The organism is Mycolicibacterium lutetiense (assembly GCF_017876775.1).
In the GTDB taxonomy this organism is placed as follows: Bacteria; Actinomycetota; Actinomycetes; order Mycobacteriales; family Mycobacteriaceae; genus Mycobacterium; species Mycobacterium lutetiense.
Genome location: NZ_JAGIOP010000002.1, coordinates 1,754,292 through 1,780,582, shown reverse-complemented (window position 1 = coordinate 1,780,582; position 26,291 = coordinate 1,754,292). Strand labels below are relative to the sequence as shown.

The window sequence follows — 26,291 nt, the reverse complement described above, 5'->3', positions numbered from 1 at the left end:
CCGAGGACGATCAGTTCACACACTTGGGATCGTCCGAACCCGCGTTGAGGATGGGCGACGGCGGTGGTGGCGGGCTCTGTTCGCCGGTATCGCTGTACGGATCGCCGGCAGAAGCCGGATCCACGATGCCCGCCGACGGATCCATACCGTCGGAGCCGGGCCCGGTGTAGTCGGCGGCCAGCACCACCCGCACCGCGCCGGGCGGCAGCGACGAATCCTCGTTCACCGGCAGCCCACCGAGATCTTTGGACACCGCCTGGGCGCCGAAGTCGTCGGCCTTGGCAGCCAGCACCTGGCTGGACGTCGGCGGCGCACCTTCGTGATTCCCGGTGGCGCCGGGAAGGAATCCCTTGTTGCTGAGCACCTGCAACACCGCGGCGGCCAGGCCGTTGATGTCGGTGCCGTTGACCACCTCGACCGTGGTGTTGTCCGGGGCATAGCTGAGCTGTTCGGTCTTGCCCTCTTGCTGGTCCTGCAACAGGCCCGACACCCACTGGTGGACGTCGTCGGGATCGACCCGGACCACGCTCTGCATCCCGTCATCGCTCCATCCGTCCTCACGCAGGATCGGGATGGTGGCGAACGCGACGCTGCCGGCGGCCAGCTTCTGCAACTGTTCGACGAAATCCATGATGTCCCAGCCGTCGGAGATCACCACCGACCGCTGCACCGCGGCCTGCAGACGACCCAGGGTGCCCGGGCTGGACAGCGTCTTGCTGGAGATCACCTCATGGGCCAGTGACGCCATCACCGACTGTTGCCGGGTCACCCGGTCCAGGTCGCCGCGCGGCAGGTCATGGCGTTGGCGAACGAAGCTGAGTGCCTGCGGACCGTCGAGCTTCTGCCAGCCTGCCGGAAAATCGGCGCCCGAAAGAGGTTCGTACACGGCATCTTTGAGGCAGACGTTGACGCCACCCAGGGCGTCGGTGATCAACGCGAAGCCGAGCAGCCCGATTTCGGCGTAATGATCGACTGTCACACCGGTCAGTCCGGCGACGGTCTGGATCAGTTCCTCGCGGGCGGCCTCGGTGGCCTTCGGTTCGGCGACGGCCGGATCTTCGCCCTCGACCTCGACGAGCTGCTTCATCCGGTCGAGCTTCACGTCCCCGAACACGCCGTTGATCTTCATCTTTCCCCAACCCGGCGCCTCGACGTACGAATCGCGCGGAATGGAGATGGCGGTTGCCGACCTCCCGTTGTTGGGAATGCGGATCAGGATGATCGTGTCGGTGTTGGTCGAGACGTCGTCGCCGGCACGCAGCGTCTCCAGCTCCTCGGCTGACAGCGGGTTGCCGTGGGCATCGGTGCGACTGTCCATCCCGACCAGCAGGATGTCGATGGCGCCGTCCTCGCCGCCGCCGCCCAGCGCCGCCGAGCTGATGTGGTTGATGCCCGACTCGAAGGAGCGGATCTGGCTCCAGGCCACCCCGGTTCCGAGCACCACAGCCGACGCCGTGACGGCAGCGAGGGAGCGAAGCAGGGGGAATGGCACGTGCCCAGGCTACTTGCGGCGTGGGCGTGAGCCGGGTAACGGCGACCGGCGTGCCAGACTCGGCGCATGGCGCAACGGATTGTGATCACTGGGGCCGGCGGGATGGTTGGCCGGGAATTAGCTGATCAGGGGCGTCGTGAAGGCCGTGACGTGCTGGCCCTGACCTCTGCAGACTGTGATATCTCCGACGCCGACACGATCCGACGATTCGTCGAGTCCGGCGACGTGGTGATCAATTGCGCGGCATATACGCAGGTGGACGCCGCCGAGACGGACCAGGACAGGGCCAACGCCGTCAACGCCGTCGGTCCGGGCACCATCGCCACGGTGTGCGCGCAGGTCGGAGCCCGTCTGGTGCACATCTCCACCGATTACGTATTCGGCGCGTCCCATGAGCGTCGTACGCCGTATGAGGTCGATGACGTGACCGGACCGGTCAATGTCTACGGCCACACCAAACTGGCGGGGGAACACGCCGTGCTGGCCGCCAAGCCGGACGCACACGTCGTCCGCACCGCCTGGGTGTACCGCGGCGGCGACGGAAAAGACTTCGTGGCGACCATGCGCAGGCTGGCCGCCGGAGACGGCCCGGTGGATGTGGTCGCCGACCAGATCGGGTCGCCGACGTACACCGGTGACCTGGTCACGGCCCTGCTGCAGATCGCCGACGGCGATGTGCGACCCGGCGTGCTGCATGCCGTCAACGCCGGACCGGCCAGCCGGTTCGAGCTGGCGCAGCAGACCTTCGCCGCAGTCGGTGCCGATCCCGAGCGGGTCCGCCCGGTCGGCAGTGACCTCCATCCGCGCCCCGCGCCCCGGCCGGCCTACACCGTGCTGTCGGGGCGCCGGTCCGCCGAAGCCGGGCTGGCCCCGCTGCGGGATTGGCGGGAAGCACTGGCCGCCGCGGTGGGAGACCCAGCGGTTGGAAAAGAGCACCAGTCCGGCCCGCTACCCTCTACGCCGTGACTGAGGATGCGGCCCGCCCGCTCGTGGTGGTGACGGTGACGTACTCGCCGGGCCGACACCTTGACCGTTTTCTGGCATCGCTCGCGCTGGCCACCGATCGGCCGGTGAAGGTCATCATGGCCGACAACGGTTCGACGGACGGCGCACCCGAACAGGCGGAAAAGCGTTACCCGAACGTGCAGCTGCTGCACACCGGCGGCAATCTGGGATACGGCAGTGCGGTCAACCGCGCCGCGGCCCAGATCTCCGACGGCGACTGTTCGGAATTTTTTATCATCGCCAACCCCGACGTGCAGTGGGGACCCCATTCGATCGATCTGCTGCTCGACGCCGCCCAGCGGTGGCCGCAGGCCGGAGCGTTCGGACCGCTGATCCACGATCCCGACGGATCGGTCTACCCGTCCGCGCGCCACCAGCCCAGCCTGATCCGCGGTGGCATGCACGCCGTGGTGGGTCCGTTCTGGAAAACGAATCCGTGGACAGCGGCCTACCGGCAAGACCGGCAACAGCCGAGCGAACGTGAGGTGGGCTGGCTGTCCGGTTCCTGCCTGCTGATGCGCCGGGCCGCCTTCGACGCCGTCGGCGGGTTCGACGAGCGCTACTTCATGTACATGGAAGACGTCGACCTCGGTGACCGGATCGCCCGGGCCGGCTGGCAGAACATCTACGTGCCGTCCGCCGAGGTGCTGCACCACAAGGGGCACTCCACAGGCCGTGACCCGGCGCGCAACTTGGCCGCCCATCACCGCAGTACCTACACTTTCCTGGCTGATCGATACCCGGCGGCTTGGCAGGCGCCGTTACGGTGGACAATTCGGGGCGCGCTGGCAGCACGTGCGGGCCTGGTGGTCGGTAGTTCTCGACGTAAGCAGGCGAAAGGGCAACTGACGTGATCAATCCCGCGGAGGTGGACGCTGTCGTCCTCGTCGGTGGACGAGGCACCAGGCTGCGGCCCCTGACCCTCTCGGCGCCCAAGCCGATGTTGCCGACGGCGGGCGTGCCGTTCCTGACCCATCTGCTGGCCCGGATCGCCGCGGCCGGCATCAAACACGTCGTGATGGGCACCTCGTACAAGGCCGAGGTTTTCGAGGAGGCGTTCGGTGACGGCTCCGAACTGGGGCTCGAAATCGAATACGTCACCGAGACCGAGGCACTCGGCACCGGTGGTGCCATTGCCAACGTGGCGGACAAGCTGCGCTACGACACGGCAATGGTGTTCAACGGCGACGTGTTGTCGGCAGCCGACCTCGGTGCGTTGCTTGAATCGCATGACACCCAGCAGGCCGACCTCACGCTGCATCTGGTGCGCGTCAGTGACCCGCGCGCGTTCGGCTGCGTACCCACCGATGCCGACGCCCGCGTGACGGCATTCCTGGAAAAGACCCAGGATCCGCCGACCGACCAGATCAACGCCGGCTGCTATGTGTTCAAAAAGCATGTCATCGACCAGATTCCGAAGGGCCGGCCGGTGTCGGTCGAACGCGAGGTGTTCCCCGGCCTACTCGCCGATGGGCTGAAGGTGTGCGGGTATGTCGACGCCTCCTACTGGCGGGACATGGGCACGCCCGAGGATTTCGTGCGCGGCTCCGCCGATCTGGTTCGTGGCATCGCACCGTCGCCTGCGCTCAACGGCCAGCGCGGTGAGTCCCTGGTCCACGAAGGTGCGGCGGTCGCTCCGGGGGCATTGCTGATCGGTGGCACGGTGGTCGGCCGCGGTGCCGAGATCGGCGCCGGGGCACGTCTCGACGGCGCGGTGATCTTCGACGGGGTGCGCGTGGAAGCCGGTGCGGTGATCGAACGTTCGATCGTCGGCTTCGGAGCGCGCATCGGCCCGCGGGCACTGATCCGCGACGGCGTGATCGGTGACGGCGCCGACATCGGTGCCCGCTGCGAACTGTTGCGTGGTGCCAGGGTGTGGCCCGGGGTGGCCATTCCCGACGGCGGTATCCGGTACTCGACTGACGTCTGAGGCGTCAGAAAGCGCCGTCTCGGCCTTGATAAAAGTGTGTTTGCCGGACCCCGTCGCCCCTTACGCTTTGATTGGCGAAAGGGGAGGGCCATGGGGTTGTTCAAGGGACTGCGGCGCAATGCGTTGGCGCCGATCACGGCAGTGTTGGTGCTTGGAGCGGTTTTGGGGGCCACCGCTCCGGAGGCTGGGGCCTGGCCGATACCGCTGACCGCTCAAGACACCAACTATCTCAAGGCCACGCGCGGTGTGTTCCCCGGCGATGACGACCAGTTGCTGTTGGTCGGTCGGGAGATGTGCCGCCTGCTCTACACCGGGACACCCGCACAGGCGGTGATCGACCAGATGGCAGGCCAGTACGCGGCCACACCTCAGCAGACCGCGGTCGCGCTGCGTGCCGCCCGCCGGGCGTACTGCACGCAGGCCCCGGGTTAGGTGCTGACCATCTCCAGGCTGCGATCCCAGAGTTGTTGTGCCAGAACAGGATCGTGGGCCTGTTTGTTCGGCCGGCCGGGTTTGCGCCGGGCGTAGTACTCTCCGGAGGTCCAGTCGGAGCCTGGGGTCGACGTGGTCAGCCATACCAACTGATCTGCCCCCTTGTCCGGGCTGATCAGGATGAGCTTCTTCAGCGGTGTGCGGTAGGCGAGTTCCAAGGCCGGGTTGTTGGCCTCGGCGCCGAAGTTCGACGCCACCGAGCCCGGGTGGAACGCCGCCGTGGAGATCCCTGCCGAGTGGTAACGGCGGTGCAGTTCCTTGGTGAACAGGATGTTGGCCAGCTTGGCGTCGCCGTACGCCTTCTGCGCCTTGAATCCGCGTTCGTGGTTCAGGTCGGTGATGTCGATGTGGCCGAACAGCCGGTTGCCGACACTGGACGTGTTGATCACCGATGCCCCGGCCGCGATCAGGCGATCCAGCAGCAGGGTGGTCAGCAGGAACGGGGCCAGATGGTTGACCTGGAAGGTCTTCTCGAAGCCGTCGACGGTCGCCTGCCGGGTTCCACTCATGATGCCGCCGGCATTGTTGGCCAGTACGTCGATGCGCGGATACCGATCCAGCAACTGGGTGGCCAGGTCGCGGACCTGGCCGAGTTCGGCGAAGTCGGCAACGAGGTAGTCGGCGCCAAGTGCACCGGCCACCGCCGCGGTCTTGCTGGGGGACCGGCCCACCACCACGACATTGTCGCCTCGCCGGCTCAACTGGCGGGCGGCTGCGGCACCGACGCCGTCGCTGGCACCGGTGATGACGATGGTCCTGCGCTCCGGGTTCACCGGCCCAGACTAGACGGTTCCGGTGACAGAGTCGGCCAGTTGCTGCAGGCCGAAGTCGGTGCCCTCGGGCAGCGCATCCAGTGGCCACCAGCGCAGATCCAAAGACTCATCGCTGCAGGCGATCTCGGCGCCTTCGGGCGCCCGGACCACGAACTGCATGTCGAGGTGACGGGTCGGCACCCCCAGCGAGCAGGTCACCGGATGCACGTGCAGCGCGGCCAATTGCGGGTCGACGGTGAGCCCGGTGATCCCGGACTCCTCGGTGGCCTCGCGCAGCGCGGCGGCGCGAATGTCGGAATCCGTTTCCTCGCAGTGTCCGCCGAGTTGCAGCCAGCGGCCGAAGCGCGGATGCAGGGTGAGCAACGTCCGGGTGCCGGTGTGGTCGACGACCAGTGCCGAACCGGTGATGTGTCCGGGCACGCATGACCGCAGGCAGGCATCGGGACGGGCGGCCAGAAATGACAGCACCGCGTGGCGCAGCGTGTCCTGACCGGGATCGGCTGTCTGCCAATGCGTCAGCACCTCGACGGTGGACGCATGCAGGCTCTCGGCGCTCACTTCACAACCAGCAGGCCGTCGGTGGGCACCGGGTCGCGGGGCGATGGCGGATCAGCGGAGTGACCGATCGCGATGGCTCCCAAGGGCTCCCAATCCGCCGGAAGATCGAGCTCGGAACGGACCAGATCGCCGGCGAAGATCGTGGAGCCGATCCAGCAGCTGCCCACCTCACGCACCGCCAGCGCCACCAGGAGGGCCTGCACGGCCGCGCCTACGGCAACGGTGAACATGGTGTGCTCGGCCTGAGTGCGCGCGTCGTCTGGATAGCTGTGGGCTCCGTCGGGAACCATGAAGGGAATCACCAGTTCCGGAGCGTCGTACAGGATCTGACCGCGATTCACCCGCCGCTCGACGGACTCGGGATCTCGGCCGTCGCCGGTGAGATCGGTGCGCCACTGGTCTTTCATCCGGTCCAGCAGTCGCACGCGGGTGGCACCGTCCTGTAGCCAGACGAAGCGCACCGGGCGGGTGTGATGCGGCGCGGGCGCGGTGAGCGCCTCGCTGACGGCGGCTTCGATGAGTGCGTGATCGACCGGCTCATCGGAGAAACTGCGCACCGAGCGACGCAGTAGCTGGGCTTGGCTGCGTCCCATCTGGATTGCCTCGGCGGTCCCGAGCCAGAACAGATCGTCCTCACCGGAGCGGACCAGTGTGCGGCCGTTCGACCCGTCATCGGTCAGTTCCAGACCGCGCACCACTGCGACCGGGATCGCGGTGAGTTTGCCTTTCACCAGATCGGCTGCGGCGGCGATCTCGTCGGCCACCGCGACTTCGGTGACCAGTAGTTCGTTGCCGTGCCGGTCGTACGCGCCCGCGTAACCGTGCAGCACGGTGAGCCCGGATGCGCCGATCGCGAAATCGGCTTGGCCGTTTCGCCAGGCACGGCCCATGGTGTCGGTGATCACGACAGCGACGGTGATGCCGAACCGTTCACGCAGGCCTTCGCGCAACGCCTGCGCGCTGCTGTCGGGATCGATGGGCAGCAGTGCCAACTCGTTCGAGTCGACATTGGATCCGTCGACGCCGGCGGCGGCCTGGACCAGTCCGAAGGCGTTCTCGGTGATGAAGGTGCGACCCTTACGTGCCAGTACGCGAACCGCCTCGCCGTCGATGAGTTTGCGCCGCATGGCGTCCCGCTCGTCGGGATCGGAAGGGGCCGTGACGATGCGGCCTTCGCACTTGGACACGATCTTGCTGGTGATGACCAGCACATCCCCGTCGCGCAACCATGGTGCCGCCTCGGCGAGGGCAGCGGCCAGATCATCTCCGGGACGGAACTCGGGAAGCCCCGGTACCGGGAGAATCTCTACCCGGCCGGCGGATCCGTGCTCGGTGTGCACCCCGGTGGTCACAGCCGAACGCCTGCGAGATCAAGGCCGGCCCGCACCATCTCGGCGGTCGTAGGCGGGTCCGTCATCAGCAGGGGCACTGCACGCACCCGAACCCCCTCGATCTCGGCCTGGTCGCCTTCGTGTACCAGCCAACCGTCCAGGATCCCGGTGCCCGACCGGGCCCCGAAGTGCTGACCGACGGCCGATGAGGTGGATTCCACCCCGATGATGGACAGGCACTCATCTGCCATGCCACGCAACGGTTTTCCATTGATGATGGGGGAGTAGCCGACCACCGGCGCCTTGGTCGAGCGCAGCGCGCCGCGGACACCGGGGATCTGCAGGATCGGTCCGATGCTCACGACCGGATTTGACGGCGCCAGCAACACCACGTCCGCCTCGGCGATCGCCTCGGTGACGCCCGGCGCGGCGGTTGCCTGTTCCGCACCGACGAACGCAAAGCTGTGCGAGGGCACCTGTGCGCGGTAACGCACCCACCACTCCTGGAAGTGGATCGCCCGCTTGGCACCGTCCTCCGGATCGGTGATCACTACGTGTGTCTCACTGCGGTCGTCGGTGACCGGCAGCAACTTTGCGCCCGGTGACCAGCGCTTACACAATGCCTCGGTGACCTGTGACAGTGGGTAGCCGGCGCGCAGCATCTGGGTACGGACCAGATGGGTGGCGAGGTCCCGATCGCCGAGGCCGAACCAGTCGGGTTGTACGCCGTATGCGGCGAGTTCCTCCTTGGCGTGCCAGGTCTCGTCGCGGTGGCCCCAGCCACGTACGGGATCGATACCGCCGCCCAGCGTGTACATGCAGGTATCGAGGTCCGGGCAGATCCGGACGCCGTGCATCCAGGCGTCGTCACCGACGTTCACGATCGCGGTGAGTTCATGCTTGCTGTCGGTCTCCGCGAATTGGCCGAGGCCCAACAGGTGCTGTACTCCCAGCAAAAACCGGGCGCCTCCGACGCCGCCGACCAGAACGGTGATCCTCACAACGTCCGACCCTAGGCGTTGAGGGCGTGCGGATGGAAACGACGTCGTCACGGGCAGGACACGCCGATGTCGCGACGCGCCGATTTGACATAACGAGATGGTATGAATTCGCGCTCTGGCGCTTGACCCTGGCAGCTAACACGTGTGTAATCACAGTTGTGTCATTTCCCGGTTGGTGACCGATTCCGGTGTCGCGGACCGAGATTCGATCAACTGTTCGAATGGAGTGACCGCGCATCGCAATAGTGGGGCTCCACTTAGGATCTATGAGACCGAGTGAGGAGGCGGGGGAAAATGTCTTATGAGAGCGGCGATTTCGATCATGTGGTCCGATTTGACGATCGGCTACTCGGCTCGGTAGACAACGCACCGCACATCAACACGGGAATGACACCGATGGGGGCAGGACGCCCTCAACTGAGTCTGGTCCCGGTGAGTTCGGTTCCCGAACACATTGATGTGGATCCGGAAGACGAAGACGACCAATGGCAGGAACGTGCGCTCTGCGCGCAGACCGACCCGGAGGCGTTCTTCCCGGAGAAGGGCGGGTCTACCCGCGAGGCCAAGCGCATCTGCCTGGGCTGCGAAGTCAAGGATGCCTGCTTGGAGTACGCGCTCGCGCACGATGAGCGCTTCGGTATCTGGGGAGGATTGTCCGAACGGGAGCGTCGCCGGCTCAAACGCGGCATCATCTGACGCTTGACGTCAGTCGTCGTCGATCGTTGGGTCGATGACTGACGGTTCGACTCCCAAATAGGTGGCCACTTGGGCCACCAGGATTTCATGCAGCAGGTCTGCTAGCTCATCGGATCCTTTGACCCGGCGCTCGATGGGCTTGCGGAACAAGACAATTCGAGCCCGGGTCGCATTTCCTCTGACGTCAACCCCAGCAGGTATCAGCCGCGCCAACGCGATCGGGCCATCGGCGATGACCTCGGGTGGCCATTGCACACTGTCGGGATCTTTCGGGGACATCCGCGGTATCTCATCGACGGCGACATCGAGATCTTTGATCCGCGACGCCCACCGCCGCTCGATCGGCTCATAGGCCTCGAGCACCGCCATGTCGAACCGCTCGGCACGGCTACGCCAGCCGGGAACCGAGCGCGGAAGCAGCGGTCCGCGCATATCGCGGCCGCGACGCGATCGCCATGGGTTGCGCTGAGCCACGGCGATGATCGTAACGGTTCGGGATCTGGACCCGACGGCTGCGCGTGTCCGGCACCGGACAGCGATCGTCCAAAGTAATCTCTGATGCGTGAATGTTCCCCGTCGCTGCTGCCGGCCCGGGTGCCCGCACTACGCCGTGGCGACGTTGACCTTCGTCTACTCCGACTCCACGGCGGTAGTCGGACCTCTGGCCACGGTGTCTGAACCCCACTCCTGGGACCTTTGTGTCGGCCACGCCGGCCGCATCACCGCGCCCAGAGGCTGGGAGTTGGTCCGTCATGCCGGTCCGTTGCCCACCCATCCCGACGAGGACGATCTGGTGGCACTGGCCGACGCGGTCCGGGAAGGGCAGGCAGGTGCGGTTCCCCGCGGCGGGGTGGTGGCCGGATTCTCCGATCCCTCCGCAGGTGTGGGCGCCAGCGCGATGATGGCGCCGCAGGCACGTCCCGCCGAGACCAACGGCCGCCGACGCGGGCACCTGCGGGTGTTGCCTGATCCCACCGATTAAGACCTGATTAGACGTCGACCGGCCCAAGAGTAGTGAGCGTGTCGACGCCGCCCGACGGTTAGGCTGGCGCCAACGATCCCGTTTCACAAGGAGCTATATGTCTAGGCCAGCGGCGGCCGTTCACGATGTCATCAAGGCCTATGACGTCCGAGGGCTGGTCGGCAGTCAGATCGATGAGGCGTTCGTGGCCGAGGTCGGTGGTGCCTTCGCTCGGCTGGTCCGCGCCGAGGGCGCCGCACAGGTGGTGATCGGCTATGACATGCGGGAGAGCTCGCCTTCGCTGTCGGCCGCCTTCGCCGACGGCGTGATGGCCCAGGGGCTGGACGTGGTCCGCATCGGGCTGGCCTCCACCGATCAGCTGTATTTCGCCTCGGGTCTGCTGGACTGCCCCGGAGCGATGTTCACCGCCAGTCACAACCCGGCCGCGTACAACGGGATCAAACTGTGCCGAGCCGGGGCCAAGCCGGTGGGCAAGGACACCGGGCTGACGGTCATTTCCGACGAGGTGATCGCCGGGGTGCCGGCCCATGACGGCCCGGCCGGCGTGAGCTCCGATCGTGACGTGCTGACGGACTACGGCGACTTCCTTCGGTCCCTGGTCGATCTGAGCGCGCTGCGGCCGCTGCGGATCGCCGTCGATGCGGGCAACGGCATGGCCGGCCACACCACGCCCGCGGTGCTCGGGCGGATCCCGGGCGTCACGATTCTCCCGCTGTTCTTCGAACTCGACGGCAGCTTCCCCAATCACGAGGCCAATCCGCTGAACCCCGCCAACCTCATCGACCTGCAGGCCCACGTGTTGGCGAGCGGTGCCGATATCGGCCTGGCGTTCGACGGTGACGCCGACCGCTGCTTCGTGGTCGACGAACTCGGGCGCCCGGTATCGCCGTCGGCGGTGACCGCACTGGTAGCCGCCCGTGAGCTCAACCGCGAGATCGGTGCCACGGTGATCCACAACCTGATCACCTCGCGTGCGGTTCCCGAGCTGGTGATCGAGCGTGGCGGCACTCCGGTGCGGTCCCGCGTCGGGCATTCCTACATCAAGGGACTGATGGCAGAGACGGGCGCCATCTTCGGTGGGGAACACTCGGCGCACTACTACTTCCGTGACTTCTGGGGCGCCGATTCGGGCATGCTCGCGGCACTGCACGTGTTGGCCGCACTCGGCGAGCAGGACCGCCCGCTCTCGGAATTCATGGCGGACTATCAGCGGTATGAGGCGTCCGGCGAGATCAACTTCACCGTGAGCGATGCACCGGCGTGTGTGGAAGCCGTACTGAAATCGTTCGGCAGCTCGATCCAGTCCATCGACCACCTCGACGGCGTCACCGTCGATCTCGGTGAGGGGCGTTGGTTCAACCTGCGCACGTCGAACACCGAGCCGCTACTGCGGCTGAACGTGGAAGCCCGTACCGCCGAGGATGTCGCCACGCTCGTCGACACAGTTTCGGCACAGATCCGTGGGGTGAGCGAGCCGGTGCCGTGAACGCCGTGGACGCCACGGTCGACCTGGGCGACGGCGACGGACTTCTCGCCGCTGATCGCAACGGTCTGCTGCGGGCGGTGGCCATGGCGGGTGCCCAGGTTCGGGCCACGGCCGCGGCCCTGGCGGAGGGCGTGCTCGACCCGCTGCGCGCCGATTATCCACCGCGCACAGTGATTTGGGTTGCCGGCCGCGGCGCCGCTGAGCATGCGGGCGCCATGTTGGCCGGTGCACTCAGCGCATCGATCGCATCCCCCATCGTGGTGGTCGCCGAGACTCCGCCGTGGCTGGGTGCACTCGACGTGGTGATCGTGGCCGGTGACGACCCGGGCGATCCGGCTCTGGTGAACGCGGCGGCCGCCGGTGTTCGCCGCGGTGCCCGGGTGTTGATCGTGGCACCGCACGAGGGTCCCTTGCGTGATGTGGCGGCCGGACGCGCGGTGGTGCTGGCACCCCGGCTGTGGGTTCCCGACGACTTCGGACTGACCCGATATCTGGCGGCCGGTCTGGCCGCACTCCACGTGGTGGATCCCGGCATGCGAGTGGATCTGGCCGCGCTGGCAGACGAATTGGACGCCGAGGCGCTGCGCAACAGCGCGGGGCGAGACCTGTTGACCAACCCGGCCAAGGCCCTGGCCGAGCGGATGTCGGACAGCGCGGTCGTGTTGGCCGGCGACAATCCGGCCACGGTGGCGCTGGCCCGGCACGGGGCGACGGTGATGCTGCGCCTGGCCGGGGAAGTGGTGGCTGCAGCCGGACTGGGTGACGTCCTCGCCGCGATCGGCAGCGGAGCGGTCGGGCTGCCCGCGGCCCGATCGCTGTTCCACGACGAGGAGATCGACGGACCGCTGCCGCGCCGCATGCTTACGTTCGCCTTGATCACCGACACCGAACGACAACTGGTGGAGGCAAGGGTCAGCGGCTTTGACGATATTGCGGTGATCGGTGCCGAGGACGTGCCGGACCAGGCCGGGACGACCCTGTCGCCCGGGCGCCCGGAACAACAACTGGCGGTTCTGGCTGTCCGCATGGAGATGACGGCCGTATATATGAAACTGGTTCGAGGATAAGAAGTGCATCTGCTACGGGGAGCGGTGCGGACCTATGCCTGGGGTTCGCGTACTGCAATCGCTGATTTCACCGGAAGGCCCAGTCCGACAATCCATCCGGAGGCTGAGCTGTGGCTCGGTGCGCACCCGGGCGACCCGGCCTGGCTGCAGACCGAGCACGGTGAAGAGTCGCTGCTGCAGGCGGTCCAGGACGACCCCGAGGGTCAGTTGGGCAGCGTGGCAATCGGCAGATTCGGCGATGCGCTGCCCTTCCTCGTCAAGGTTCTGGCCGCCGATGAACCATTGTCGTTGCAGGCCCATCCCAGTGCCGTGCAGGCGAGGGAGGGTTTCGACCGTGAGGATCGGCTCGACATTCCGGTGACCTCACCCATTCGCAATTACCGTGACCGCAGCCACAAGCCCGAATTGCTGGTTGCGCTTGGACAATTCGATGCGTTGGCCGGATTTCGCACGGTGGACCGCACGGTCGAGTTGATGCGGGCGCTGGCGGTCTCGGACCTCGACCCGTTCATCAACCTGCTGTCGGATCAATCCGATGCCGACGGGTTGCGCGCCCTGTTTACTACCTGGATCACCGCGCCCCAGCCCGATCTCGACGTGTTGGTGCCTGCTGTCCTCGACGGGGCCGTTCACTACATCCGTTCCGGGGCAAAGAAATTCGCCGCCGAGGTCAAGACGGTGCTGGAACTCGGCGAGCGATACCCCGGTGATGCCGGTGTGTTGGCCTCCCTGTTGCTCAACCGCATCAGCCTGCGGCCGGGGGAGGGCATCTACCTTCCCGCCGGAAATCTGCACGCATATCTGCACGGTGTCGGTGTCGAGGTGATGGCCAACTCGGACAATGTGCTGCGCGGTGGGCTGACCCCGAAGCACGTGGACGTGCCGGAACTGCTGCGGGTGCTGGACTTCGCCCCGACTCCCGAAAATCGGTTGCGACCGGACACCGTCACGGACGGGCCGGAAACCATCTATCAAACGCCCGCGCAAGAATTCGCGGTGTCGGTGCTGACGGTCGACGGCGAGCGCATCGGCGACGAGATCGACGTGCACTCCCACCACGATGGTCCGCAGCTGCTGCTGTGCAATGAAGGCGCCGCGGTGATCTATGCCGATGACGACAAGCTGACCCTGGAGCGCGGAATGGCGGCCTGGGTGGCGGCCGAGGACGGTCCGATCCGGTTGACTGCTGCGGAGCCGACGAAACTGTTCCGTGTCACCATCGGAATCTAAAGCGTGTCGAACAACTCGGTTGAGTGTCTGGCACCGCCCTTCTCGGGCGTCGTCGGTTCAGCCCGCTGGTGCGGTGTGAACGTCGGTTCCCGCGTCATCCGGGCTGGTTTCACCAACACGAGGGTATTGGCCAGCGCCGTCCCGTCGGCGGACATTGGTGGCCCGGCCTCCTGCTTGGGGGTCCGGGGATCGATGGGAGTCGTGATCGGCTTGGCCCCAGCGGGCCAGATTCACCGCGGCGTTGGTGTCCCTGTCGGCGGAATATCCACAGCTACAGGTGAACACCCGATCGGCCAGCGTCATTGCATGGTCAACTGCCCCGCAGTGCGGGCATAGACGGGTCGAGGGAAACCAGCGGTCGGCTTCGACGAGGTGGCCTCCGCGCCACGCCTGCTTGTATTTGAGCAAGCGAGCGAACTCGGCCCATCCCGCATCCAAGATCGCCCGTGCCAGCCGGTGGTTGGCCACCATGCCTGCCACGTTGAGGTTCTCGATGACGATCCGGTCGTGGGTCTTGACCAGCTCACCCGATACCTGGTGCAGGAAATGCCGCCGTACATTGGCGACACGATGGTGATGGCGGCCCAACCGGGCCGCAGCGTCCTTTCGGTGTTGTGATCCCTTCCTTTTGCGTGACAACGACTTCGATAATCGTCGTTGCTGTTTGAGCCCGGCGGCCAATGCTTTGGGCGCATCGCTGACTCGGGCAACTTCTGTGCCGTCGGCGGCGGCGGCGACCACAAACGCTGACAGGCCGCGGTCCACACCCACCCAGCGGACCTCGTCAACGGGGTCACCGGTCGGGTGCTGGTGGGCGGGGTGCAGGTCTGCGGCCTCGACGTTCAGCGAAATCCACCATCGGCCCCCGTGGTAGCTGATGGTCACGAAACAGATCTTCGCCCGGCGTTTTGCGAGTAGTTGCCGCAGCCGGCGAGTGTCGTCATGAACTGCGACCTGCCCGATGCCGGGCATTGTGACCGACCGAGGCCGCCTGTTGTCCCCGATCCGGATCGCAGCGGGTTTGCCCTTGGGGTGTTTGTTGCGCAGCCGAAACGACGCAACAGCCGCGGCCTTCTTCTTGAACCGGGGGAACCCGACGCGCTTGCCTTTACGCTTACCTGATCGCCAGTCCGACCACGCCTTGAGGCCCTTGCCCAGATCGACGGCCGCTTCCTCGAACACCTGCTGACACACCTCACGACGCCACGACAGACCTGTTATCGCCAGGTCAACACCGCCGTCGACATCGACGGTGAAGACCCGGCCGGCGTCTTCGGTCTTTTTCCACGCGTTGAACGTGTTGATCAGATCAAACCCGGTCCACGGGACATCAACGCTCGGGTCGGTTTTGCGGTGGGTGAGCGCGGTCTTCACAATGCGTAGGCACTGGTTGAAGGCGAACCGCGATGCCCCGGCATGACGGGCCAGCACCTCGCGCTGCTCGACCGTCGGATCGAGACAGAACCGGAATGTGGTGTGGCGCGCCATCACCGATCAGCGTCTCATGTCAGACCGACAAACACGCTGGCCAGCGCATTCGTGACGGTACCCGTGATGATGATGTGTGGTCATGCGGCCGCCGACCGACCGCGGCCGTCGACTCCTCGTCGGTCAAAGCCTGGGCGGTGGCCGGGCCGCGGGGCTTCGACGGAGCGAAGAGAGTCAGCGGCGTCAACTGCCCCGACGACTCGACCGCGGCCAGTTGTTTGAGAGGGTTTAACGGGCCCCGCCGCGTCCCGGCGGCAGGGTCTTGGATCCGCGGGTGTCAACAGCTCAGACCGCCGGCCGGGCCAACTTACGCTGCCACTCATTTTGGTCCCGCGCGCGCCGCGTTGCCATTACGGTATCCGTGAAATGAGAAGAATTCTTAGGGCCTCGCCAGGGTCCGTCGCGCACTGGCGGTGTGACCAAAGCGGCGGGGCTCCGGCGGCAGGGGTTGCCAAGCGGCTCGCGGCGCCGGGGGTACGCAGCCGTTCACCTGCGGGCGGAGTGGCTTCAGCGACCGGGTCGCGGGATGCCCGAGTTTGCCTGGCGCCGTAGGTTTAACGAATGCGCAACAACTCATGGCACAAAGCTGTGGCTGAAGGCGTGATTCGACTCTCAGATTGATACCCTCTGCAAGGCCCCTCACTTATCAACGGATAGGAAAATGACAACGGTCGGCGACGCGGGTGACACTCCAGAGGACCTCTACATCGACAGGGTGGAGGCCCTCTCCTTCGCGACGACTCGACTACGGTTCGACCCATTCGTCGACATCGACTGGGATGCGCCTGAGAACGTCCTGGACAAAAATGACTCCCGTTGGCAGGTGCGCGCTGAGACCAGTCCGCTTGCGGCGACCGCCTGGTATGCCGAGCAGCCACTTCAAAAGCGTGTGGACATAGGCCGATGGATCACGGCCAACACGTTCAAAGTCGGGATTCAGTTCGAGATGATTCTGATTCGCGGCGTAGTGCATTATGCTGGAAAACTTTCTAATTCTGATCCAGTATTTCGGTATCTCATGCATGAAGTCACCGACGAATGCAATCACATCCAGATGTTCCAGGAATTTATTAATCGAAACGATCAAGATGTGCCTGGCATGCGACGCATGTCGCGGATCTTGGGTCCTCTCGTAGGTTTCCTCAGCGGATACCTCAGTGTCCTGCTCTTTATTGGTGTGCTTGGCGGTGAACAGCCAGTTCATTTTCAGCAGACACTTATGCTGCGGGGGCAACATCGGGTGCCTCCGTTGCTTAATAGGATTCTATATATTCATTTGGCAGAGGAATCCCGTCATATTACTTTTGCCGACGACCATTTGGTTGAGCGCGTGCAATATTCGGGGCGGTGGAAGCGGGCGGTTTATGCGGTAATGTTCCCGCTTTTTCTGCGCTGGCTGATGGGCGAAATATTTACTCCGCCGAGGACGTTCGCGCGTGAATTTGGGGTGCCACGACGAGCTTTCAAGTCCGCCTACTGGCGAAGTGGACACTCGCGTCAGATGATGGCGGAGTCCGCCGCGGACGCTCGGAGGGTCGCGGATCGGCTCGGACTTCGGACGGTGTGGTCGCGCTGGATCTGGCGATTGCTGGGCATCGATGGCCGTATCCCGCGCTATCGCAGTGAGCCGAATCGCTTATTCGAAAGTTCGACGGTTTCCCAGCTTGCAGAGATCCGTACGACAGTGTGGGCTCGTGTCGTGGCTGTAGCAGCGATGGCGAGCGTTGCCCTGCTTGCGACTCCGGACGGAGTGCGGATCATCGCGTGCGCCGCTGCCGGTGCGGGCGTGTGGGCGGTCTACCACCTGCTACGGGAGCGCCGTGGCGGTGTGGTCGGCAATCAGTCGTTCGAATGGCCGCGGCTTTTCGTCTGGGTCGTGGTGTGCGTGGTCATGATTCCTGTAGGCGGCCTGATCGGGCTCGCTTTGGTGGTGTTGATGATCTTGGCGCTCGCTGAATTCACGCCGACTCTATGATGGACTGAGCCTGTGCTGCGTCGGCGGTTTTTCTCGCTTGCCTGGCCGGGGCGGCAAAAGAAAAACCGGCACGGCAGTGCCGTATCGGTCAGTCAATGGCCTTCAGGCAATGGGGCTGTCAGCTCGAACTCATGTGCCCTCAGGCGGGCTTATGGAACGTGTACACCCGGTACTGGATGAGGCCGAGCTTGGACAGCCACTTCATCCACCGGGTACCCACCATCAATACCTGCTGCGCGTCCGCTGACCCCTGTTCGCGGCAGAACTTGAGTATGAACGGATATGTCGGCAGCGTGTTCTTCCGGATATTGCGGTTTGCTTCGAGCTGAAGTCCCGCACGTTTGCCCATGGATTTGTAGCCCCGCAGAGGCACACTCCCGAGCGTTCCGTAGGACTTGGCGATCTGGGTTCGAATCACCATCCAGAACGGGGTCTTGCCGAGGAACGTCAGGGTCGGAACGAAGTCGGAGACCGCCAGATAGCCACCCGGCTTGAGCACCCGTCCAGCTTCGGCGAGGAACTTCTCACGGGATGGGAAGTGGAAGATGCATTCGACGGCCAAGACGCGGTCGAAGGAATTGTCCTCGAACGGCAGCTGGCAGGCGTCGGCCTCGACCCAGTCGATCTTGTTCCCGTTGACGGGCTTGGTCTGCGTCCCCGCGGCGGCGAGCTGGCGGGCATCGATGTTCAGGCCGGTGAGGTCCATGCCGGAGTGCTCGGCGTTGATCTGCTGAATGGTGCCGCCAAATCCACAGCCGGCATCCAGCAGCTTCTGCCCGTCGCCGACCCGTCCGGCCTTGAGTAGCTCGCGGTTCATCTGCTCCATGGCGGCGACATAGTCAGCCCGGGTGTTCTTGGCGTTCTTGGGGTTCTCCCAGTAGCCCCAGTGCACCTGGTTTTCCCACAGTTGGCCGGATTCGCCGCCGCCCTGCCGTTCGCTGATGAGCAGGTCAAAGTACGGGAGGTCTGCCATGCGCGGACCGTATCACGATCGGCAACGACTGTGATGCAAGCCCCACGTCGGCGCGACGGGATCGTTCTGACCGCAACTTTGTGCGTCCTACTCAATTGGCAGCCACCGTGGTGGGAACATTGCGTGACCCCGGCCAGGATGTGAGGCAAACCGAACTATGTCCGCCCTTCGGCGAATCAAATCAGTCGAGCAGTCCATTGCCGACACCGATGAGCCGTCGACCCGGCTCCGCAAGAACCTCACGTGGTGGGACCTGACGGTTTTCGGTGTGTCGGTCGTGATCGGCGCGGGCATTTTCACCATCACGGCCTCCACGGCGGGAAATCTGACCGGACCGGCGATCTCGATCGCCTTCCTCATCGCCGCCGTGGCGTGCGGTTTGGCCGCCTTGTGTTACGCCGAGTTCGCCTCGACGGTGCCCGTGGCGGGCAGCGCGTACACCTTTTCCTATGCCACGTTCGGTGAGTTCGCGGCGTGGATCATCGGATGGGATCTGATCCTGGAGTTCGCCGTCGCGTCCGCGGTGGTGGCCAAGGGGTGGTCGAGCTACCTCGGAACGGTGTTCGGATTCGGCGGCGGGATTGCTGATGTCGGCGGTGTCGCGGTCGACTGGGGCGCGCTGGTGATCATCGTGCTGGTGACGATGCTCCTGGTGGTCGGCACCAAGTTGTCGGCACAGTTCAGTCTGGCGATCACGATCATCAAGGTGTCGGTCGTGTTGTTGGTGGTGATCGTCGGTGCGTTCTACATCAAGGCGGAGAACTACACCCCGTTCATCCCGCCGAACGAGGCCGGTGCGGGTGCCACCGGTGTCGATCAGTCAGTGTTCTCCTTGTTGACCGGGGCTGCGGGCAGCCACTACGGCTGGTACGGCGTGCTGGCCGGCGCCTCGATCGTGTTCTTTGCGTTCATCGGCTTCGACGTCGTCGCGACCACCGCCGAGGAGACCCGCAATCCGCAGCGCGATATGCCCCGCGGCATCCTGGCCTCACTCGGCATCGTCACCGTGCTGTACGTCGCGGTGTCGGTGGTGCTGTCGGGCATGGTGTCCTACACCGTGCTGCGCGATGCGCCCGACGGCCACGCCAACCTGGCCACAGCCTTCGCCGCGAACGGTGTGTACTGGGCGGCGAAGATCATCTCCATCGGCGCGCTTGCGGGGCTCACCACGGTGGTGATCGTGTTGATGCTGGGGCAGACCCGGGTGCTGTTCGCGATGTCACGTGATGGTCTGCTGCCGCGGCGGCTCGCCGTCACCGGCAGCCGTGGCACACCGGTCCGGATCACCGTGATCGTCGGCGTGCTGGTGGCGATCGCGGCCTCGGTGTTCCCGATGGGCCGGCTGGAGGAGATGGTCAACATCGGCACGTTGTTCGCCTTCGTGCTGGTGTCGGCCGGGGTGATCGTGCTGCGGCGGACCCGGCCTGACCTGCCGCGGGGATTCCGCGTGCCGTGGGTGCCGGTGTTGCCGATCGCCGCGATCCTGGCGTGCCTGTGGCTGATGCTGAATCTGACGGGGCTGACCTGGATCCGGTTCCTGCTCTGGATGGCGATCGGCGTGGTGGTGTACGCCGCCTACGGCCGGAGGCATTCCGTGCTGGGCAGCCGGTCGGCGGGAGAGATGCAGCCGCTCTCGTAGCGGAAACCTGGTTTTGACCGATGGCGATTCTGCGCACCCTTGCTGGTTTACAAATAGCTATCAAATGTCTAGACAGGCGACACGGTGACGCATATAGTCAAGTCATTGCAGTGACAGCTCTCACATAAGGAGACTCATCGTGGTGGCGGAACTCTCGAACGGACCGGACGTCGCAGACGTCGCGCAATGGCGGGACAAGAAGCGGCATCTGTGGCTGATGGGGCTGATTCCCCCGACGGCGATATTCGTGATGCTGCCCCTGGTGTGGGGGCTCAATCAGGCCGGTTGGCACGTGGCCGCGCAGGTGCCGCTCTGGATCGGCCCGATCCTGCTCTACGTCTTGCTGCCGCTGCTGGACCTGAATTTCGGTCCCGACGGCCAGAACCCGCCCGACGAGTTGATGGAGCAGCTGGAGAACGACAAGTACTACCGGTACTGCACCTACATCTACATCCCGTTCCAGTACGCCAGTGTGGTCATGGGCGCCTACCTGTTCACCGCGTCGGACCTGAGCTGGCTGGGCTTCGACGGCGGGCTGGGCTGGCCGGCCAAGATCGGTATCGCCCTGTCGGTCGGTGTGCTCGGTGGAGTGGGTATCAACACCGCCCACGAGATGGGGCACAAGCGTGAGTCGCTGGAGCGCTGGCTGTCCAAGATCACTCTGGCCCAGACCTGGTACGGCCACTTCTACATCGAGCACAACCGCGGCCACCACGTCCGCGTCGCCACCCCGGAGGATCCCGCGTCGGCCCGCTTCGGCGAAACATTCTGGGAATTCCTGCCGCGCAGCGTGTTCGGAAGTCTGCGTTCATCCTGGGAGCTGGAGGCCCAGCGGTTGCGCCGGCAGGACAAGTCGCCCTGGCACTGGTCCAACGACGTACTCAACGCGTGGGCCATCTCGGTGGTGTTCTGGGGTGCGCTGATCGCGATCTTCGGCGTCGGCGTCGTTCCGTTCATGGTGATCCAGGCCATCTACGGATTCAGCCTGCTGGAATCGGTGAACTACCTCGAGCACTACGGACTGCTGCGGCAGAAGACCTCCAGCGGACGCTACGAGCGGTGCGCGCCGGTGCACAGCTGGAACTCCGACCACATCGTGACCAACCTGTTCCTCTATCACCTGCAGCGGCACAGCGATCACCACGCCAACCCCACCCGCCGATACCAGACCCTGCGCAGCATCGACGGCTCGCCGAACCTGCCCAGCGGATACGCGTCGCTGATCGGGCTCACCTACCTACCGCCGTTGTGGCGCAAGGTGATGGACCACCGGGTGCTGGAGCACTACGACGGTGACATCACCAAGGTGAACATCCAGCCGCGGCTGCGGGCGAAGGTGTTGGCGAAGTACGGAACGGCTCGAGCATGAGCGCCTACGAATGCCCCGGGTGCGGCTATATCTACGATGAGGTCAAAGGTGCTCCGCGCGAAGGCTTCCCAGCGGGAACGTCGTGGGACCAGGTACCAGAGGACTGGTGCTGCCCTGACTGCGCGGTGCGGGAGAAGATCGATTTCGAGCCGATAGGAGTTCCGACATGAGCGACGAGGCGTACAAGCTCTTCATCTGCGTGCAGTGCGGATTCGAGTACGACGAGGCCAAAGGCTGGCCCGAGGACGGCATCGCCCCGGGCACCCGATGGGACGACATCCCGCAGGACTGGAGCTGCCCTGATTGCGGCGCGGCGAAGACCGATTTCGAGATGGTCGAGGTCGCACGGCCTTGACCGCTTCGAGCGACGCGCTCGAAACCCGCCCGGAAAGCGATATTGTCGCCCGTGTGAGCCGGCCGCGAGAAAAGCAGCGCATCCCGTATGCGGAGGCTTCCAGGGTGTTGCTGCGCGATTCGATTCTCGACGGCATGCGGGAGCTGCTGTTGACCCGCGACTGGTCGGCCATCACGCTCTCGCACGTGGCCCAGGTCGCCGGGATCAGCCGCCAGACGATCTACAACGAGTTCGGTTCGCGCCAGGGCCTGGCCGAGGGATACGCCATGCGCCTGGCGGATCGCCTCGTCGACGCGGTCGACGAGGCGATCAACAACAACGTCGGCGAGGTGCATGCGGCGTTCCTGGAGGGCTTCCGGGCGTTCTTCCTCGAGTCGGCCGCTGATCCGCTGGTGATCTCGCTGCTTACCGGTGCCTCCAAACCTGACCTGCTGCAGATCATCACCACGGGCAGTGGGCCCATCATCAGCCGATGTTCGGCGCGGCTGACCGGAACCTTTCAGAACAGTTGGATGAAGGCCAGCGATCAGGACGCCGGCGTACTGGCCCGGGCGATCGTGCGGCTGGCGATGAGCTACGTCTCGATGCCGCCCGAGGCGGACCACGATGTGGCCGGTGACCTGGCCCGACTCATGACGCCGTTCGCCGAGCGCTACGGTGTCATAGATACCACTTAGCTGTCAGAGCGCCGCCGTTGTCAAAACCCGCAGCGCCTGTCCCGCGAGCCCGCAGGCTAGAGGTATCAGCATGTGGCGTCGCTTGTTGGCGGCGCACCCGTGCGCTTGCAAGCATTCACGACTGAAAGAGGGCTCTACATGACTGAGTTGAAGGCCGACATCCGTAACGGCATCGACTTCAAGGTCGCCGACCTGTCGCTGGCCGAGTTCGGCCGCAAGGAGATCCGCCTGGCCGAGCACGAGATGCCCGGCCTGATGGTGCTGCGTCGCGAGTACCACGACGTGCAGCCGCTCAAGGGCGCCCGCATCTCCGGCTCGCTGCACATGACCGTGCAGACCGCCGTGCTGATCGAGACGCTGGTTGAACTCGGCGCAGAGGTCCGCTGGGCCTCCTGCAACATCTTCTCCACCCAGGACCATGCCGCCGCGGCCGTCGTCGTCGGCCCGCACGGCACCCCCGAGGAGCCCAAGGGCACCCCGGTCTTCGCCTGGAAGGGCGAGACGCTGGAGGAGTACTGGTGGGCCGCCGAGCAGATGCTCACCTGGGAGGGTGAGCCGGCGAACATGATCCTCGACGACGGTGGCGACGCCACCATGCTCGTGCTGCGCGGCGCCGAGTACGAGAAGGCCGGTGTGGTGCCGCCTGCCGAGGAAGACGACTCGGCCGAGTGGAAGGTCTTCCTGGCTCTGGTGCGCAAGCGCTTTGAGACCGAGAAGGACAAGTGGAGCAAGATCGCCGCGTCGGTCCAGGGTGTCACCGAGGAGACCACCACCGGCGTGCTGCGGCTCTACCAGTTCGCCGCCGCGGGTGAGCTGGCGTTCCCGGCGATCAACGTCAACGACTCGGTCACCAAGAGCAAGTTCGACAACAAGTACGGCACCCGGCACTCGCTGGTCGACGGTATCAACCGCGGCACCGACGCGCTGATCGGCGGCAAGAAGGTGCTGATCTGCGGCTACGGCGACGTGGGCAAGGGCTGCGCGGAGTCGCTGGCCGGCCAGGGTGCGCGCGTGCAGGTCACCGAGATCGACCCGATCAACGCGCTGCAGGCGCTGATGGACGGTTACGACGTGGTGACCGTCGAGGAGGCGATCGGCAACGCCGACATCGTGGTGACCGCCACCGGCAACTTCGACATCATCCTGCTCGAGCACATGAAGGCGATGAAGGATCACGCGATCCTGGGCAACATCGGCCACTTCGACAACGAGATCGACATGGCGGCCCTGGAGCGCTCGGGCGCGGTGCGGCTGAACATCAAGCCGCAGGTCGACCAGTGGACCTTCGGCGACTCGGGCAAGTCGATCATCGTGCTGAGCGAGGGCCGACTGCTCAACCTCGGAAACGCCACGGGTCACCCGTCATTCGTGATGAGCAACAGCTTCTCGAACCAGGTGATCGCTCAGATCGAGCTGTGGACCAAGAACGACGAGTACGACAACGAGGTCTACCGCCTGGCCAAGCACCTCGACGAGAAGGTCGCCCGCATCCACGTCGAGGCGCTGGGTGGCGCGCTGACGAAGCTCACCAAGGAGCAGGCCGAGTACATCGGTGTGGACGTCGATGGTCCGTACAAGCCGGAGCACTACCGCTACTGAGTTAGCATCCGCTGCGAAAACCCCCAAATCCCTAAGGATTTGGGGGTTTTTGCTGGCACCTCCCGCTTGCGGGTGATTGCTCGGCAGGGATTGCCCAACGCGATGGGCCCCTCCGAAGTAGAGGGGCCCACCGTCGTGATGCGGGCTTGGTTAATCCTTGCCGCTGTCCTTCTTCGCCTTCTTGTCCTTCTTGCTGTCGCTCTTGGCGTTGTCCTTCTTCGTCGAGCTGTTCGTGCTCGACGATCCGGTGCTCGAATCGCTTGAGCTGGAAGCCGATTCGTTCGACGTGCGACTCTTGTTCCCGCCGAGCCCGTCGCGGACGTTCTTCACCGCATCCTTGACGCCCTTGACCAGGTTGCGCTGCGGGCTGTTGGACGACGGGTCGGTCCGGCCTGCCGTGGCCTTCTTGCGCGTCTGTGCCTTCGGCGTCTTCGTGCCGGTGGCTTCGGCATCGTCGGCTGATTCCGTTGTCGCCCCGGCTGTCTCGTCGGAGTCGGCATCTTCGGTGGTCGACGTCGTGGTGGCGCCCGCGGTCGAGGTCGCCGTGGCCGGCTTCTCCACGGACACCGCGACCGTCTTGTTCGTGGTCGCGTGAGTCAGCTCGTTTGCTGCGGCGACGCCGGTTGCGGCGGCGCTATCGACGGCGGTATCGACGGCGCCATCAGCGGCGGTATCGACCGACACGGCGACGGCAGTGGAATTGTCGGCAGCAGTCTCGGTGCCGATGTCCAGGCCTTGCAGCTGCTTGACGATCTTGTCGACGGCGAGGCTCTTCAGGTTTTCCCGAAGCTTGGTGATGCCTGCGCTTTCCGCGATATCGCTCAGTGGATCGCCGAATGTCAGCGGGTCCAGCCCGACCAGCGGGGGCTTGGGAGCCGGTGCGTTGCCCTTGCCGTCGTAGTCGTCCCAGCCGCTGCCGAGCAGCACGCCGACCGTTTGCGACAGCCCCTGCAAAGCGGCGGTGGCCCCGACCATCGCGACCCCGGCCGTGAGATACGAACGTACAGCTAGTTGCATGAGTATGCCGTTCCCTTTGCTAATCCATGTTGTCATCCTTGATGAGTCCCGAACGTACCTGAGAATTGCATGAGTTCAATCAACTATTGACCATCGTTGATAGATGTGCGGCACGGAGCCGATGCCTAGAAATCGGATTCATATCTGATAATGACTGTTCAGGACTTATAAATTTGTTGATAGGCAACGCTCATTTCAATCGGACGATTTTAAAATCGCCTCCACCGATGGGGACCTTCTAGAACATGTTCATTGGTCCGCTCTGGGCGGGTTTGTCACCTTAGTCAGCGGCCCATTTTGCGGAGTTGCGCCCTGATTTCCGTTTGCCGTGGTCTCGGTTGGCGGCATTGACCCCGCGACCGCGAGTTGCGCTTGCGGACCGAAGGTGTTGGTTGCGTCCTCCTACTGCCGATGACGCTTTCCCGCCACGCCAGCGTGACACTCGAGGCCGACGGTCACTCCAGCGTGACATTGGCGGGTGGTGACCGGCCGCGGCGTTAGGCTGCCCGCGTGCTCATAGCGATCGAGGGTGTCGACGGCGCAGGCAAACGTACATTGACCAACGGTCTGCGGGCGGCGTTCGAGGCCGATCACAAGTCTGTCGGCAGCCTGGCATTTCCGCGCTATCACCGGTCGGTGCCCGCCGATCTGGCCGCCGAGGCGCTGCACGGCGCGCACGGTGACCTGGCCGACTCGGTCTATGCGATGGCAACCCTGTTCGCGCTCGACCGGGCCGGCGCGCGAGAGGAGATCGCACAGCTGCAGGGTGCCTACGACGTAGTCATCCTGGACCGGTACGTCGCCTCCAATGCGGCCTACAGTGCGGCGAGGCTGCACCAGGGCGCCGACGGCGAGGCGGTGGCCTGGGTGCGTGAGCTCGAGTTCGACCGCCTCGAACTCCCCGGTCCGGATTGGCAGGTACTGCTCGATGTACCGACCGAGCTTGCCGCTGCCCGGGCCGAGCATCGCGCCAACACCGAGGCCGACCGCGCCAAGGATGCCTACGAGCGCGACGGCGGGCTGCAACAGCGCACCGGCGCGGTCTATGCCGCGCTGGCGGCCACCGACTGGTGCGGTCGATGGTCGGTCGCGGGCCCGGATGTGGACCCGGCAGCCCTGGCGGGTCGGCTAAGCAGCAGATAAAGCCGAGAAACCC

26 protein-coding genes are annotated in these 26,291 nt (G+C 65.1%); 17 read left to right on the top strand and 9 right to left on the bottom strand.

Features of this window, described 5'->3' with window-relative positions:
* Positions 1 to 10: 10 nt before the first annotated feature.
* Positions 11 to 1,492, bottom strand: a complete 1,482-nt coding sequence (locus JOF57_RS17805; protein WP_209918621.1) for an LCP family protein — start codon at positions 1,490 to 1,492, stop codon at positions 11 to 13.
* A 66-nt stretch (positions 1,493 to 1,558) separates the two neighbouring features.
* Here JOF57_RS17805 and rfbD point away from each other — a divergent pair, with 66 nt between their 5' ends.
* The 4 genes from rfbD (at position 1,559) to JOF57_RS17785 (ending at position 4,859) form a co-directional block, all read left to right on the top strand.
* Positions 1,559 to 2,458 carry a dTDP-4-dehydrorhamnose reductase gene (gene rfbD, locus JOF57_RS17800; protein ID WP_209918619.1) on the top strand — a complete coding sequence of 300 codons (900 nt, stop codon included), beginning with the start codon at positions 1,559 to 1,561 and terminating at the stop codon, positions 2,456 to 2,458.
* Entirely contained in the window at positions 2,455 to 3,351 is an 897-nt protein-coding gene (locus JOF57_RS17795; protein WP_209918617.1) for a glycosyltransferase family 2 protein, read from the top strand. Before rfbD ends, JOF57_RS17795 begins: the two co-directional genes overlap by 4 nt.
* Positions 3,348 to 4,427, top strand: coding sequence for a mannose-1-phosphate guanylyltransferase ManB (gene manB, locus JOF57_RS17790; protein WP_209918616.1), 1,080 nt, complete (start codon positions 3,348 to 3,350; stop codon positions 4,425 to 4,427). The genes JOF57_RS17795 and manB overlap by 4 nt, the downstream gene beginning before the upstream one ends.
* 90 nt (positions 4,428 to 4,517) lie before the next feature.
* Positions 4,518 to 4,859 (top strand): DUF732 domain-containing protein, encoded by a 342-nt coding sequence (locus JOF57_RS17785; protein WP_209918614.1) that lies wholly within the window; start codon positions 4,518 to 4,520, stop codon positions 4,857 to 4,859.
* Here JOF57_RS17785 and JOF57_RS17780 read toward each other — a convergent pair.
* Genes JOF57_RS17780 through cofD form a run of 4 tightly spaced genes read right to left on the bottom strand, consistent with a single transcriptional unit; the run spans position 4,856 to position 8,582 of the window.
* Positions 4,856 to 5,692 (bottom strand): SDR family NAD(P)-dependent oxidoreductase, encoded by an 837-nt coding sequence (locus JOF57_RS17780; RefSeq protein WP_209918611.1) that lies wholly within the window; start codon positions 5,690 to 5,692, stop codon positions 4,856 to 4,858. The genes JOF57_RS17785 and JOF57_RS17780 overlap by 4 nt on opposite strands.
* A gap of 9 nt (positions 5,693 to 5,701) precedes the next feature.
* Positions 5,702 to 6,250 (bottom strand): NUDIX hydrolase, encoded by a 549-nt coding sequence (locus JOF57_RS17775; RefSeq protein ID WP_209918609.1) that lies wholly within the window; start codon positions 6,248 to 6,250, stop codon positions 5,702 to 5,704.
* Positions 6,247 to 7,602, bottom strand: a complete 1,356-nt coding sequence (locus tag JOF57_RS17770) for a coenzyme F420-0:L-glutamate ligase (protein ID WP_209918607.1) — start codon at positions 7,600 to 7,602, stop codon at positions 6,247 to 6,249. The genes JOF57_RS17775 and JOF57_RS17770 overlap by 4 nt, the downstream gene beginning before the upstream one ends.
* Positions 7,599 to 8,582, bottom strand: a complete 984-nt coding sequence (gene cofD / locus JOF57_RS17765) for a 2-phospho-L-lactate transferase (RefSeq protein WP_209918605.1) — start codon at positions 8,580 to 8,582, stop codon at positions 7,599 to 7,601. The genes JOF57_RS17770 and cofD overlap by 4 nt, the downstream gene beginning before the upstream one ends.
* 294 nt (positions 8,583 to 8,876) lie before the next feature.
* Between cofD and JOF57_RS17760 the strand changes: the two genes are divergently transcribed.
* Positions 8,877 to 9,278: a WhiB family transcriptional regulator gene (locus JOF57_RS17760; protein ID WP_307870044.1), complete on the top strand. Its 402-nt coding sequence runs from the start codon at positions 8,877 to 8,879 to the stop codon at positions 9,276 to 9,278.
* 9 nt (positions 9,279 to 9,287) lie between these two features.
* Here JOF57_RS17760 and JOF57_RS17755 read toward each other — a convergent pair whose 3' ends face one another.
* Positions 9,288 to 9,710 (bottom strand): metallopeptidase family protein, encoded by a 423-nt coding sequence (locus tag JOF57_RS17755; RefSeq protein WP_163669780.1) that lies wholly within the window; start codon positions 9,708 to 9,710, stop codon positions 9,288 to 9,290.
* 130 nt (positions 9,711 to 9,840) lie between these two features.
* Here JOF57_RS17755 and JOF57_RS17750 point away from each other — a divergent pair, with 130 nt between their 5' ends.
* From JOF57_RS17750 to manA, 4 genes are all read left to right on the top strand, one after another.
* On the top strand, positions 9,841 to 10,260 hold the full coding sequence (locus JOF57_RS17750) for a DUF3499 domain-containing protein (RefSeq protein WP_209918602.1): 420 nt from the start codon (positions 9,841 to 9,843) through the stop codon (positions 10,258 to 10,260).
* A gap of 97 nt (positions 10,261 to 10,357) precedes the next feature.
* Positions 10,358 to 11,746: a phosphomannomutase/phosphoglucomutase gene (locus JOF57_RS17745; RefSeq protein WP_209918600.1), complete on the top strand. Its 1,389-nt coding sequence runs from the start codon at positions 10,358 to 10,360 to the stop codon at positions 11,744 to 11,746.
* Positions 11,743 to 12,813 carry a TobH protein gene (locus tag JOF57_RS17740; RefSeq protein ID WP_209918598.1) on the top strand — a complete coding sequence of 357 codons (1,071 nt, stop codon included), beginning with the start codon at positions 11,743 to 11,745 and terminating at the stop codon, positions 12,811 to 12,813. Before JOF57_RS17745 ends, JOF57_RS17740 begins: the two co-directional genes overlap by 4 nt.
* Positions 12,814 to 12,816: 3 nt before the next feature.
* Complete coding sequence (gene manA, locus JOF57_RS17735) at positions 12,817 to 14,043, top strand: mannose-6-phosphate isomerase, class I (RefSeq protein ID WP_209918596.1); 1,227 nt, start codon at positions 12,817 to 12,819, stop codon at positions 14,041 to 14,043.
* Between the two features lie 57 nt (positions 14,044 to 14,100).
* Here the strand turns inward: manA and JOF57_RS17730 are convergent, their stop codons facing one another.
* Entirely contained in the window at positions 14,101 to 15,531 is a 1,431-nt protein-coding gene (locus JOF57_RS17730; protein WP_209918593.1) for an RNA-guided endonuclease InsQ/TnpB family protein, read from the bottom strand.
* Positions 15,532 to 16,192: 661 nt separating this feature from the next.
* Here JOF57_RS17730 and JOF57_RS17725 point away from each other — a divergent pair.
* The gene (locus JOF57_RS17725) at positions 16,193 to 17,506 is read left to right on the top strand and encodes an AurF N-oxygenase family protein (protein ID WP_209918591.1); all 1,314 of its coding nucleotides are present in this window, start codon (positions 16,193 to 16,195) and stop codon (positions 17,504 to 17,506) included.
* 139 nt (positions 17,507 to 17,645) lie between these two features.
* Here the strand turns inward: JOF57_RS17725 and JOF57_RS17720 are convergent, their stop codons facing one another.
* Positions 17,646 to 18,479 carry a class I SAM-dependent methyltransferase gene (locus tag JOF57_RS17720; RefSeq protein WP_209918589.1) on the bottom strand — a complete coding sequence of 278 codons (834 nt, stop codon included), beginning with the start codon at positions 18,477 to 18,479 and terminating at the stop codon, positions 17,646 to 17,648.
* Between the two features lie 157 nt (positions 18,480 to 18,636).
* Between JOF57_RS17720 and JOF57_RS17715 the strand changes: the two genes are divergently transcribed.
* The 6 genes from JOF57_RS17715 to ahcY all read left to right on the top strand — a co-directional run bounded on the left by JOF57_RS17715 (position 18,637) and on the right by ahcY (position 24,118).
* Positions 18,637 to 20,118 (top strand): amino acid permease, encoded by a 1,482-nt coding sequence (locus JOF57_RS17715; protein ID WP_209918586.1) that lies wholly within the window; start codon positions 18,637 to 18,639, stop codon positions 20,116 to 20,118.
* 217 nt (positions 20,119 to 20,335) lie between these two features.
* Positions 20,336 to 21,487: an alkane 1-monooxygenase gene (locus JOF57_RS17710; RefSeq protein WP_234938618.1), complete on the top strand. Its 1,152-nt coding sequence runs from the start codon at positions 20,336 to 20,338 to the stop codon at positions 21,485 to 21,487.
* Positions 21,484 to 21,657: a rubredoxin gene (locus JOF57_RS17705; protein WP_209918582.1), complete on the top strand. Its 174-nt coding sequence runs from the start codon at positions 21,484 to 21,486 to the stop codon at positions 21,655 to 21,657. Before JOF57_RS17710 ends, JOF57_RS17705 begins: the two co-directional genes overlap by 4 nt.
* Positions 21,654 to 21,842, top strand: a complete 189-nt coding sequence (locus tag JOF57_RS17700; protein WP_209918580.1) for a rubredoxin — start codon at positions 21,654 to 21,656, stop codon at positions 21,840 to 21,842. Before JOF57_RS17705 ends, JOF57_RS17700 begins: the two co-directional genes overlap by 4 nt.
* Before the next feature lie 53 nt (positions 21,843 to 21,895).
* On the top strand, positions 21,896 to 22,519 hold the full coding sequence (gene alkX, locus JOF57_RS17695; protein ID WP_209918578.1) for a TetR family transcriptional regulator AlkX: 624 nt from the start codon (positions 21,896 to 21,898) through the stop codon (positions 22,517 to 22,519).
* A 138-nt stretch (positions 22,520 to 22,657) separates the two neighbouring features.
* Positions 22,658 to 24,118, top strand: coding sequence for an adenosylhomocysteinase (ahcY, locus tag JOF57_RS17690; RefSeq protein ID WP_209918576.1), 1,461 nt, complete (start codon positions 22,658 to 22,660; stop codon positions 24,116 to 24,118).
* A gap of 150 nt (positions 24,119 to 24,268) precedes the next feature.
* On the opposite strand, the gene JOF57_RS17685 is transcribed toward ahcY, so the two are convergent.
* On the bottom strand, positions 24,269 to 25,135 hold the full coding sequence (locus tag JOF57_RS17685; protein ID WP_209918574.1) for a hypothetical protein: 867 nt from the start codon (positions 25,133 to 25,135) through the stop codon (positions 24,269 to 24,271).
* 510 nt (positions 25,136 to 25,645) lie between these two features.
* Between JOF57_RS17685 and JOF57_RS17680 the strand changes: the two genes are divergently transcribed.
* Positions 25,646 to 26,278 (top strand): dTMP kinase, encoded by a 633-nt coding sequence (locus JOF57_RS17680; RefSeq protein WP_209918572.1) that lies wholly within the window; start codon positions 25,646 to 25,648, stop codon positions 26,276 to 26,278.
* Positions 26,279 to 26,291: the final 13 nt, after the last annotated feature.

Bases quoted from the DNA above. Each gene is read 5' to 3' on its own strand.
- rfbD (WP_209918619.1), top strand. From the start codon at position 1,559: ATGGCGCAACGGATTGTGATCACTGGGGCCGGCGGGATGGTTGGCCGG.
- JOF57_RS17785 (WP_209918614.1), top strand. From the start codon at position 4,518: ATGGGGTTGTTCAAGGGACTGCGGCGCAATGCGTTGGCGCCGATCACG.
- JOF57_RS17745 (WP_209918600.1), top strand. From the start codon at position 10,358: ATGTCTAGGCCAGCGGCGGCCGTTCACGATGTCATCAAGGCCTATGAC.
- JOF57_RS17720 (WP_209918589.1), bottom strand. From the start codon at position 18,479: ATGGCAGACCTCCCGTACTTTGACCTGCTCATCAGCGAACGGCAGGGC.
- JOF57_RS17710 (WP_234938618.1), top strand. From the start codon at position 20,336: ATGGGGCTGATTCCCCCGACGGCGATATTCGTGATGCTGCCCCTGGTG.
- JOF57_RS17685 (WP_209918574.1), bottom strand. From the start codon at position 25,135: ATGCAACTAGCTGTACGTTCGTATCTCACGGCCGGGGTCGCGATGGTC.
- JOF57_RS17715 (WP_209918586.1), top strand. From the start codon at position 18,637: ATGTCCGCCCTTCGGCGAATCAAATCAGTCGAGCAGTCCATTGCCGAC.
- JOF57_RS17730 (WP_209918593.1), bottom strand. From the start codon at position 15,531: ATGGCGCGCCACACCACATTCCGGTTCTGTCTCGATCCGACGGTCGAG.
- JOF57_RS17725 (WP_209918591.1), top strand. From the start codon at position 16,193: ATGACAACGGTCGGCGACGCGGGTGACACTCCAGAGGACCTCTACATC.
- ahcY (WP_209918576.1), top strand. From the start codon at position 22,658: ATGACTGAGTTGAAGGCCGACATCCGTAACGGCATCGACTTCAAGGTC.
- JOF57_RS17705 (WP_209918582.1), top strand. From the start codon at position 21,484: ATGAGCGCCTACGAATGCCCCGGGTGCGGCTATATCTACGATGAGGTC.
- JOF57_RS17755 (WP_163669780.1), bottom strand. From the start codon at position 9,710: ATGCGCGGACCGCTGCTTCCGCGCTCGGTTCCCGGCTGGCGTAGCCGT.
- JOF57_RS17760 (WP_307870044.1), top strand. From the start codon at position 8,877: ATGTCTTATGAGAGCGGCGATTTCGATCATGTGGTCCGATTTGACGAT.
- JOF57_RS17700 (WP_209918580.1), top strand. From the start codon at position 21,654: ATGAGCGACGAGGCGTACAAGCTCTTCATCTGCGTGCAGTGCGGATTC.